The 9,134-nt window shown below is 68.8% G+C and carries 8 protein-coding genes and 1 pseudogene; 5 read left to right on the top strand and 4 right to left on the bottom strand.

Annotation, left to right across the window (positions count from 1 at the left end):
* The 3 genes and pseudogenes from ON38_RS38105 to ON38_RS27090 form a co-directional block, all read left to right on the top strand.
* Positions 1-178, top strand: a pseudogene (locus tag ON38_RS38105) (MerR family transcriptional regulator); the annotation flags it as partial.
* Between the two features lie 100 nt (positions 179-278).
* Positions 279-1,172, top strand: coding sequence for an SAM-dependent methyltransferase (locus ON38_RS27095; protein ID WP_157181934.1), 894 nt, complete (start codon positions 279-281; stop codon positions 1,170-1,172).
* Between the two features lie 336 nt (positions 1,173-1,508).
* The gene (locus ON38_RS27090; protein ID WP_039827853.1) at positions 1,509-2,621 is read left to right on the top strand and encodes a carboxylate-amine ligase; all 1,113 of its coding nucleotides are present in this window, start codon (positions 1,509-1,511) and stop codon (positions 2,619-2,621) included.
* Between the two features lie 103 nt (positions 2,622-2,724).
* Here the strand turns inward: ON38_RS27090 and ON38_RS27085 are convergent, their stop codons facing one another.
* Positions 2,725-3,579, bottom strand: a complete 855-nt coding sequence (locus ON38_RS27085; RefSeq protein ID WP_051165229.1) for an oxygenase MpaB family protein — start codon at positions 3,577-3,579, stop codon at positions 2,725-2,727.
* Between the two features lie 222 nt (positions 3,580-3,801).
* On the opposite strand from ON38_RS27085, the gene ON38_RS27080 reads away from it, so the two are divergent.
* Positions 3,802-5,472: an acyl-CoA synthetase gene (locus tag ON38_RS27080; protein WP_039827852.1), complete on the top strand. Its 1,671-nt coding sequence runs from the start codon at positions 3,802-3,804 to the stop codon at positions 5,470-5,472.
* A gap of 6 nt (positions 5,473-5,478) precedes the next feature.
* On the opposite strand, the gene ON38_RS27075 is transcribed toward ON38_RS27080, so the two are convergent.
* Positions 5,479-6,165, bottom strand: coding sequence for a lysophospholipid acyltransferase family protein (locus ON38_RS27075; protein WP_039827851.1), 687 nt, complete (start codon positions 6,163-6,165; stop codon positions 5,479-5,481).
* Positions 6,166-6,201: 36 nt separating this feature from the next.
* Here ON38_RS27075 and ON38_RS27070 point away from each other — a divergent pair, with 36 nt between their 5' ends.
* On the top strand, positions 6,202-6,744 hold the full coding sequence (locus ON38_RS27070; RefSeq protein WP_039827850.1) for a TetR/AcrR family transcriptional regulator: 543 nt from the start codon (positions 6,202-6,204) through the stop codon (positions 6,742-6,744).
* A 46-nt stretch (positions 6,745-6,790) separates the two neighbouring features.
* On the opposite strand, the gene ON38_RS27065 is transcribed toward ON38_RS27070, so the two are convergent.
* Entirely contained in the window at positions 6,791-7,285 is a 495-nt protein-coding gene (locus tag ON38_RS27065; RefSeq protein WP_083873127.1) for a GNAT family N-acetyltransferase, read from the bottom strand.
* Positions 7,286-7,524: 239 nt separating this feature from the next.
* A complete protein-coding gene (locus ON38_RS27060) occupies positions 7,525-9,102 on the bottom strand; it encodes a long-chain-fatty-acid--CoA ligase (RefSeq protein ID WP_039827848.1) in 1,578 nt (525 codons plus the stop codon).
* Positions 9,103-9,134 lie beyond the last annotated feature (32 nt).

Here is a 9,134-nt window from a genome sequence, read left to right as displayed (position 1 = left end):
ACAACGCTCCACCGGCGGGCATCGCCGCTACTCCCGCTACCAGCTGCGCCTCGCGGCCCGCGCCCGCGAACTCATGGACTCCGGCACCCCGCTGGAGGCGGCGTGCCGGATCATCATCCTCGAAGACCAACTCGCCGAAGCCCGCGAACTCAACGCCAAACTGACCGAGAAAGACTGACGACAGGCCGGTGCCACGCGAATCGTGGCAGGTCACGCCCGGCGGCGCGACACTCGCGTCGGTCCCGGGACAGCGTGTGGGAGCGCCCTAAGCTGAAGCCGTGACCACTTCCGGTTCCTCTTCCAGCGGGCCCGGCGAATCCGGACCGGTGGCCCCCACAGGTGTCGGCCGCACCGCACTGATGGTCGCCGGCGCCCGGGCCGCCGAGTCGGCACGACCGGACGCCCTGTTCGTCGACCCCTACGCCGCCGATTTCCTCGCCGCTGCCGGGGGTGAGGAGTTCGCCGGCGGCTCGGACGCGGCACGCATGTGGGATTCCTTCAGCAGCTATCTGCCGATCCGAACCCGTTACTTCGACGACTACCTGCTCGACGCCACCCGTATCGTCGAGCAGATAGTGATCGTCGCGGCCGGACTGGACACCCGTGCCTTCCGGCTTCCGCTGCCGCCGGAGATCGTCGTGTACGAACTGGACACCCCGGAGATGCTCACCTTCAAACAGCGGGTCCTCGACGCGCAGGGTGCGCAACCCGCCGGCCGCCGAGTAACGGTGCCGGCCGACCTCCGCGAGGACTGGGGTGCCCGGTTGGTAGCGGCCGGTTTCGACCCGACCGCGCCCGCGGCCTGGCTCGTCGAGGGGCTGCTCAGCTATCTGAGCCCCGAGCACAACGATCGGTTGCTGGCCGGGATCAGCGACCTGTCCGCCGCCGAAAGCCGGTTGTCCATCGAGTATCTGCATGTGGACTCCGTCGCGCTGATGGCCGCGGCGGCGGCCGGCGAAGATGGCTCGGAGATCACCGCGATGTGGCAGGGCGGCGGCGTGGCCGAGCCCGCACAGCCCTGGCTGGCCCGGCACGGCTGGGATGCCGAGGTTTCCGACACCTACGAACGTGCCGCCGCCTACCACCGTGAGCTACCCACGCTCGGCGACACCGTGATGGAACGTTTCGCAGAGGCGGCCCGCCACGGCCTGGTCACCGCCCGGCGGCGCTGACGATCCACGCGACTGTGTCAGGGTGCGATCGATCGCCTTGCGCCGCGGGCGAACAGTGCCGGTGGGATCTCTTCGTGGAGGATCCGCATGCCCGAGTCCTCGGGGGAATGCCGTCGCGGCCACCTTGCGATGTCGGCGGCAGGAGGACGACCCCCGAGAAGTACCGGCGGGTAACATGGCTTCTGCGTTCGTCGTGTTCGTCCTCACTGTTGGAAGTGTGATGACTACTGGGGCAGCAGGGCTTGCCGCGCCGCCTTCGTGTCCGCGACCATTCCGCCCGGCGCCGGGCCGGCCGGTTCCCCTGTGTGCCCGGAACAGCGCGCGCGGGCGGCTGCGATGAGTGGACCGGCGATCAGGAACGCGGCCGTGCCGACCATCGGCGTGGAGGAAGAATTCCTCCTGACCGACCCCGAGACCGGGGCACCGGCCGAGAAAAATACGGAGGTGGCTCGGACAGCCGGAGACAATGGTCTCGACTTGCCTCTCGAACTCACCCGCTGTCAGGTCGAAGCCAACACCGGCATCCACTCCGACCCGGCTCAACTGCTCGCGGAGCTCCGCGATCTGCGGCGGACCGTCGCCTCGTGCGCCGAGAAGAACGGCGCCCGGCTGCTCGCCGTCGCGGCCCCACCGACGGGCACCGGCATGGCATCGATCACCGAGACACCGCGTCATCGACGTATCGCCGCGGATTTCGGCATGCTGGCGCGCGAACAGCAACTGTGCGGTTGTCATGTCCATATCGGCGTCCCGGATCGGGATACGGCCCTGCACGCGAGCAATTTCCTGCGACCTCGACTGCCGCTGTTCTTGGCGCTGACCGCGAACTCGGCGATCTATCGAGGTGTGGACACCGGTTATGCGAGTTGGCGTCACATCATGTGGGGGCGCTGGCCCAGTGCGGGACCGCCACCATATTTCGCCTCGGCAACCCACTACGACGCCGTGGTCGACATGCTGCTTTCCACCGGCGTCATCCTCGACCGGAAGATGGTGTACTGGGATATCCGCCCATCGGTGACCTACCCGACAGTCGAAATACGGGTCAGCGACATCCCGGCCACCGTGCAGGAAACAGCCCTACTGGCAACCCTGGTACGCGCCACGGTGACAACAGCGCTGGCCTCGCCGCGACCCGCGCCGCACATCCCCGAGGCATTCCTGCGGGCCGCCTACTGGAGGGCAGCGCACTACGGGATCACAGGCGCGCTCGTCGACCCGGTGAGCGGCCGTACGATCGCAGGACGCCGCTGGCTTTCCGAACTGATCAGTGACATCCGGCCTGCACTGGAAGAATTGGGCGACTACCGCTTCGTCACCGAGACAACCGACGAGGTGTTGGCGTACGGCAACGGGGCCGCACGGCAACGGCGCGCGCTCCGCGCCTCCCACGACATCGGCGGCGTGCTCACCGAGTTGGCCGAGGCGACCCTTCAGGGCTGCCTTTAGATTCGGCCGAGATCCGATCCGGCGACGTGTAGAGCGCAAGGACTTCGACCGATCCCGGCCCGGCGTGACATCGGTTCACTCGACCCACCCCGGGGCACCTCCTTCAGACCAGCGGTTTGCCCAGCGCCCGGCGTCGCCGCATATCGGCCAGATGTTTGTCCAGCGGGTACATCCGCCAGCGTTCGGGCCCGAGCCGCATCACAGTACCGATCACGCGCATGATCAGTTCGAAGGCGCGTTGCCGCCGCGGACTCCAGGTCAGGCCCAGTTCGTCCCGGTACCGCTGCGGCAGGAATCCGGTCGTGAAGAACCGGTTGACCGGCCGGAACAGCATCCGTTCGACGCGCCCGTACGGCCCGAGCTCGATGACCTGCTCCCGCAGATACCGTTTCACCTCGTCGTCGATGGAGATCTGCGCGGACTTGCGCTCCCAGTATTCGGCGAACGCGGCCCGATCGGCCGGCCACATCTCCGGGCGCATCTGCAGCGTGGTCCCGAATCTGCTCGACTCCCGGTACAGCTCGTCGGCGTAGTCGGCGTCGAGCGGACCGTACAGGTATTCCAGCGAATCGACGACGCCGCGATAGATGCAGGCGGCGACCCACAGCTGCAGTTCCGGATCGAACGCGTTGTATTTCACGGCGCCACCCGGCCGGGACCGGACCTGGCGATGTGAGGTATCGGTCGCCTCGCGGTAGGCGGCGCGTTCCTCGTCGGTGCCCAGCATGGCCACCGCGAGGTAGGTCAGCGTCGTCCGGCCCCGCTTGCGCGGATGCAGATCGAACCGGCCGCTGCGCACGGTGCTCTCGACGACACCGCGGCCCACTGGCGCCTGGCTCAGCTGCATCACGACATTGGCCGGGCCGCCGAGCAACGCGGCTGGACCGGCCAGGTATTTGCGGCGTGCCACCCCCTCGGGCAGGTCGGCGCTGGAAACGGGTTGCACCCGGCGCGACATAGGACCTCCATGCAAGAATGATAGAAATCATCTTTCATTCTCTCACATCGTAGAGCGTGGATGTGAATCCGCGCTACGCGATCCGCACGACTCGCACGACCGGAGATTGCGCAATAAGTGAACGTGAATTCTGGCGCTGGGCTACCCTTGCCGAACCCATCGGCCCCGGCGGCGCGCGCCGTACCCGCCCCGCTCGGACTGTTCCACTCCTGGAGGTGACCCATGCCGACGAACCTGCCCGCACCCCGCGCGGCGCTGCGTTCGGTGTCCGAATCGCTGGCCGCGGTGAGCGTGCTGCGCCGACGCGGAATGCTCGATCCGAAGCGCCCCGGCGAACTGCTCCGCACGGTCCGCGACGCGCGGATCCATGGGCCTTTTGTGACGGTGCTGCGGGCCGCGACCCGGCGCGACGGCTCGGCCGAGGCCATCGTCGACGACCGCGGCGCGCTCACCTTCGACGAGCTCGACGCGCAGTCCAATGCGCTCGCACGCGGCCTCGCCGCGAACGGTATCGCCGCCGATTCCGTGGTGGCGGCCCTGTGCCGCGACCACCGCGGTATGGTGCTGTCCCTGCTGGGAGCGGGCAAACTGGGCGCCCGCGTCGTGCTGATGAACACCGGGTTCGCCGGGCCGCAACTCGCCGATGTCGCCCGGCGGGAGAAGGTCGACGCGCTCCTGCTCGACGCCGAGTTCACCGGCCTGCTCGAGGCGATCCCGGCGGCCACCCCCCGTTTCCTCACCTGGGGCGAATCCGGCGACACCACCACGATCGACGCGCTGATCGCGGCGCACTCCACCGCGGCGACCGCCCCGCCGCCGCATCCGGGCAGTACCGTGATCCTGACCAGCGGCACCACCGGCACACCCAAAGGCGCACCCCGGGACAAGGTCTCACCTCTCCAGTCGGCCCAGTTCCTCGATCGGATCCCGATCCCACGCGACGATACGATGGTGATGGCCGCGCCGATCTTCCACGGCACCGGACTCTCCCAATTCGCGCTCGGCTGGGCACTCGGCAACCGGATCGTGTTCCGGCAGGGCCGGTTCGACCCCCGCGCGACCCTCGCCGCCGTCGCCGCGCATCGCGCCGCGAGCCTGGTCGTGGTGCCGACGATGTTGCAGCGCATCATCGACCTCGGCCCCGAAGTGCTCGCCGAGTACGACACCTCCTCGTTGCGGGTCGTCTTCTCCGCCGGCTCGCCGGTCTCCCCGGACCTGAGCCGCCGCACCGCGGAAGCGTTCGGCGACGTGCTCTACAACCTGTACGCGTCCACCGAGGTCGCTGTCGCGGCGGTGGCCACTCCGGAGGATATGCGGGAGGCGCCGGGCACCGTCGGCAAGCCGCCGGTCGGCTGCCGCGTCGCCCTCTACGACGAGCAGCGCAACCGGATCACCGAGCCCGGGGCCGTGGGCACGATCTTCGTATCCAGCGGACTGAGTTTCAGTGGATACACCGACGGGCGGCACAAGGAGATCGTGGACGGCCTGCTGTCCAGCGGCGATGTCGGGCATTTCGACACCGCGGGCCGGCTGTTCATCGACGGCCGCGACGACGACATGATCGTCTCCGGGGGCGAGAACGTTTTCCCGCTGGAGGTGGAGAACCTGCTCGTCGAGCGGCCCGACATCCTGGAGGCGGCGGTGGTGGGGGTGCCCGACCGGGATTTCGGTACCCGTTTGCGAGCCTTCGTCGTCCCCGCCGCGGATACGACGGTGACCGAGGCGGATGTCCGGGAGTACGTCAAGGCGAATCTGGCGCGCCACAAGGTACCGCGCGACGTGATCTTCCTCGACGAACTCCCCCGCAATGCGACGGGCAAGTTGATGCGGCGCCGGCTGCCGACGACCGGCGAATCCGGAACGGCACGGTCCGCCGCGGCGAAACCGGACTGAACGCGCTCACGCCGCCAGATCGTGGTCCGGGCGGCGGCGGGCGTACTCGTCGACGTACTGCTGACCGGTCCGCGCGGCGAGGGTCCGCATCAGGGCGTCGGTCGCCCGCCGGGCCCCGTGTGGTCCGGCGGCCCGGTATCCGGCCGGATCGAGTGCGGGCAGGATCTCCAGGGTCACCCGGCGGCGCCACCACGGACGGCCCGGTTCGGGGCCGGTGCCGATGATCGCGACCGGAAGCAACGGCACGCCCGTGGCCAGCGCGACCCGCGCCGCGCCGGTGTGCCCGCGGTAGAGCCGGCCGTCGGGCGATCTGGTCCCTTCGGGATGGATACCCCAGACGCCGCCGCGTTCGATGATGCCGATCGCGGCGGTGAGCGCGGGCGCGGCGCCGGGACCGCCGCGGCGATCCACGCGGATCTGCCCGACACCCCGGAAGAACCATCGCTGGACCAGGCCGGCCGGCCCCGGGCGGTCGAAGTACTCGGATTTGGCCAGGAAGAACACCTGCCGGCGCAGCGCCCGGGTGAGGTAGAAGGAGTCCAGGACCGCCAAGTGGTTGGCGGCGACGATATAGGGTCCGCGCCGCGGTAGATGTTCGCGCCCTTTCACTTCCGGCCGGCCGAGGAGCCAGAGCGCCGGCCCGATCAGGACATACCGGCACAGGCGGTAGCAGAACGCGCTCCACAGAGACATAGACATTGTCTACCGGAGTCGGTAGACAATGTCTACATGACTGCGAGCAGTACTCGGGAAGCCTTGGTCCGAGCCGGTGTCGATCTGCTGGAGGAAACCGGTTCGACCGAGATCGGGCTCCGCGAGATCGCCCGGCGCGCCGGCGTATCGCACGGCGCGCCGCGGCGGTGGTTCCCCACCCACAAGGCACTGCTCGGGGCAATCGCCGAGGTCGGATTGCGCGATCTGGCGCGCACCCTGACCGAGGCCGGCGAGACCGCCGATATCACCGGATGGGCGCGGGCCTATATCGAATTCGCCGGGAGCCGGCCGGCAATGTTCACTCTCATCTTCCGGCACGATCTACTCGAGGGATCCGGCGCCGGGCTGCGCTCGGTGTCCAAACCCCTTTTCGACCGGCTGCTCACCCGGGTGCGTGCCGACCACCCGGTCCCCGATCCGCTCACCACCGCCACCGCGCTCTGGGTGGGTGTGCACGGTATCGCCGTCCTGTCCGGCACCGGCGCACTCACCCTGGCCGCGCCCGGCGTGGATATCGATGAACTGATCCGGCGGATGGTCCGGGATACGCTCGGATGATCCACCGCCGCGGCGGAATCCGGGGATTCCGCCACGGCGGCCACCATCAGTGCGGACGGGTCATCCGGAACTCCGCGCGCGCCCCGGCCGAGTGGACGCGGGCGAAGCCCGCCTTCTCCAGCACCCGCACCGAGGCGGGATTCGCGAGTTCCACCGACGCCGACACGGTGCGCACCTGCGGTGCGGTGAAGGCGTACTCGACCAGTGCGCGGGTGGCCTCGGTCGCGTATCCGCGCCCACGGCGCGAGGGCACGATGCCGTAGCCGAGTTCGAGGACACCGTCGGCCGGAGGCCAGAACAATCCGATGGATCCGACCGCCAGGCCGCTGGCTCGTTCGACTACCACCCGGTGGCCGAAGCGATCCAGCCATTCGGGCCGGACGGCGAGGGCCGCCACTATTTCCCGGTCACCGTCGGCCGGGAAATCCGCGGCCCAGGACGGCTGCCGCGCGCCGATTCGCACAGTGGCGAGGTCGTCCGGCGTCCAGAGACGAAGAACGAGGCGCGCGGTGGTGATATCGGTGGGAAAAGAATCGGACACGATGAACTCCAGATCGTGAAAGGCGATCCGGCCGCGCGGGTCAGAGCTGAGCGAACCGGAGGAGGACAGGCTGAAACAGACCTGTGCAGGCCATATTCATCGACCTCCTCGTCCGCCGAGCACGAATCGGTTGCCGACCCTAGCCGCACACCCGTATGACGGCAAGCCTTTATCCGGGCCGCGCAGAAGCGCCGGCGCCGGACCGAACACACGCGCCGATCGGCGCGCGTCGCGAATTGTCAGATCGGCGAGGTGGGCGCCGAGTACTTGGCGCGGAGTTCGGTTTTGAGTACCTTTCCGCTCGCGTTGCGCGGCAGTTCGGCGACCACCGCGATCTCCCGGGGACATTTGTAGCCGGCCAGGTGCGTCCGGGCGAAGGCCTCGATCTCCGCGGCGGTGGGCGGGGCGGCGGGGTCGGCGGGTACGAGGACCGCCAGCGGTGTTTCGCCCCATTTTGCGTCCGGCACACCGATCAATGCGATGTCGGCGACCCCGGGATGCGCAGCCAGCGCATTCTCCACCTCGGCACAGTAGATGTTCTCGCCGCCGGAGATGATCATGTCCTTCTTCCGGTCGACGACGTACAGGTAGCCGTCCTCGTCCTGACGCACCAGATCACCGGAGTGAAACCAGCCACCCTCGAAGGCTTCCGCCGTCGCCTCCGGTTTGTTCCAGTACTCCCGCATCACCGTCGGCCCGCGATAGACGATCTCACCGACCTCACCCGGTGCGACATCGTTCATCTCGTCGTCGACGATCCGGACCTCGACATTCAGGATGGGGGTACCGACCGAACCGATCTTGCGGATGGCGTCCTCCCCGCGCAGTGTGCAGGTGACCGGACTACATTCGGTCTGCCCGAACGCGGTCGACACCGAGGCCTGCGGGAAGGTTTGGATCAGCGTGCGCAGCAGGGTCGTCGACGCCGGGGCCGCACCCCAGGAGATCTGTCGCAGCGCGGACAGGTCGTAGTCCGCTATCCCCGGGAGCGCGCAGATCGCCTGCCATTGCGCCGGGACGAAGAAACAACTGGAGACCCGTTCGCGCGCGAGCAACTCGACCGACGCGGCCGGGTCGAAACCCCCCGAGGGCGTGATCACGAAGGTCCCGCCGGGTAGCAGGCACATCAGGTAGCTCGACAGGCCCGCGATGTGGAACAGCGGCGCACCGTTCGACGCGACCCGGTCGTCACCGGAGACGCCCTGGTGCAGGGCGACACTGAAGGCGTGCAGGAGCAAGTTGTCGTGGGTCAGTACCGCGCCCTTGGGACGGCCGGTGGTACCCGAGGTGTACATGATGTACGCCGGATCGCGCTCGTCCACGGCCACGGCGGCGAACTCGGGATCCGCGTCGCGCAGGGCCGCCTCGTAGTCCTCCCCCGCAGCACCGTCACCGCCCCCGATCACCAGACAGGACAGCAACTGCGGTGCCTCCCGGCGGGCCTCGGCCAGTGCGGTGGCGAACGGCGCGTCCACCACCGCCGCTTTCGCACCGGAGTCCGCCAGCAGGTAGGCGATCTCCCCGGCCACCAGCCGGAAATTGATGGGTACGCCGATCGCGCCGAGCCGGTTCGACGCGAGAAACGCCTCCACGATCTCCATCGAGTTGAGACCGAGCACGGCGACCCGATCTCCCGGGCCGACACCGCGGGCCCGCAATACGTCGGCCAGCCGGGAGACGCGCTCGTCCAGCTCCCGGTAGCTTCGGGAGGTTCCGGCGAACCGCAGGGCCGGGGTGTCGGGGATCTTGCGGGCATGCCGCGCCAGCTGCTCGCCGGCGGTCATTCCTCGGGATATCGGGTGTGAACTACTGGCCATGGCGGGCTCCACATTTCGGGTCGATCGATGCG

The sequence above is a fragment of the Nocardia testacea NBRC 100365 genome, assembly GCF_000308775.1.
Lineage (GTDB): Bacteria > Actinomycetota > Actinomycetes > Mycobacteriales > Mycobacteriaceae > Nocardia > Nocardia testacea.
Note: the sequence above shows the minus strand (reverse complement) of the source record. Positions and strands in the feature narration are given on the sequence as shown.

What these genes read in the sequence shown, in the direction of transcription:
- ON38_RS27090 (WP_039827853.1), top strand. Translation starts at nt 1,509, where the DNA reads ATGAGTGGACCGGCGATCAGGAACGCGGCCGTGCCGACCATCGGCGTG.
- ON38_RS27085 (WP_051165229.1), bottom strand. Translation starts at nt 3,579, where the DNA reads ATGTCGCGCCGGGTGCAACCCGTTTCCAGCGCCGACCTGCCCGAGGGG.
- ON38_RS27080 (WP_039827852.1), top strand. Translation starts at nt 3,802, where the DNA reads ATGCCGACGAACCTGCCCGCACCCCGCGCGGCGCTGCGTTCGGTGTCC.
- ON38_RS27075 (WP_039827851.1), bottom strand. Translation starts at nt 6,165, where the DNA reads ATGTCTCTGTGGAGCGCGTTCTGCTACCGCCTGTGCCGGTATGTCCTG.
- ON38_RS27070 (WP_039827850.1), top strand. Translation starts at nt 6,202, where the DNA reads ATGACTGCGAGCAGTACTCGGGAAGCCTTGGTCCGAGCCGGTGTCGAT.
- ON38_RS27060 (WP_039827848.1), bottom strand. Translation starts at nt 9,102, where the DNA reads ATGGCCAGTAGTTCACACCCGATATCCCGAGGAATGACCGCCGGCGAG.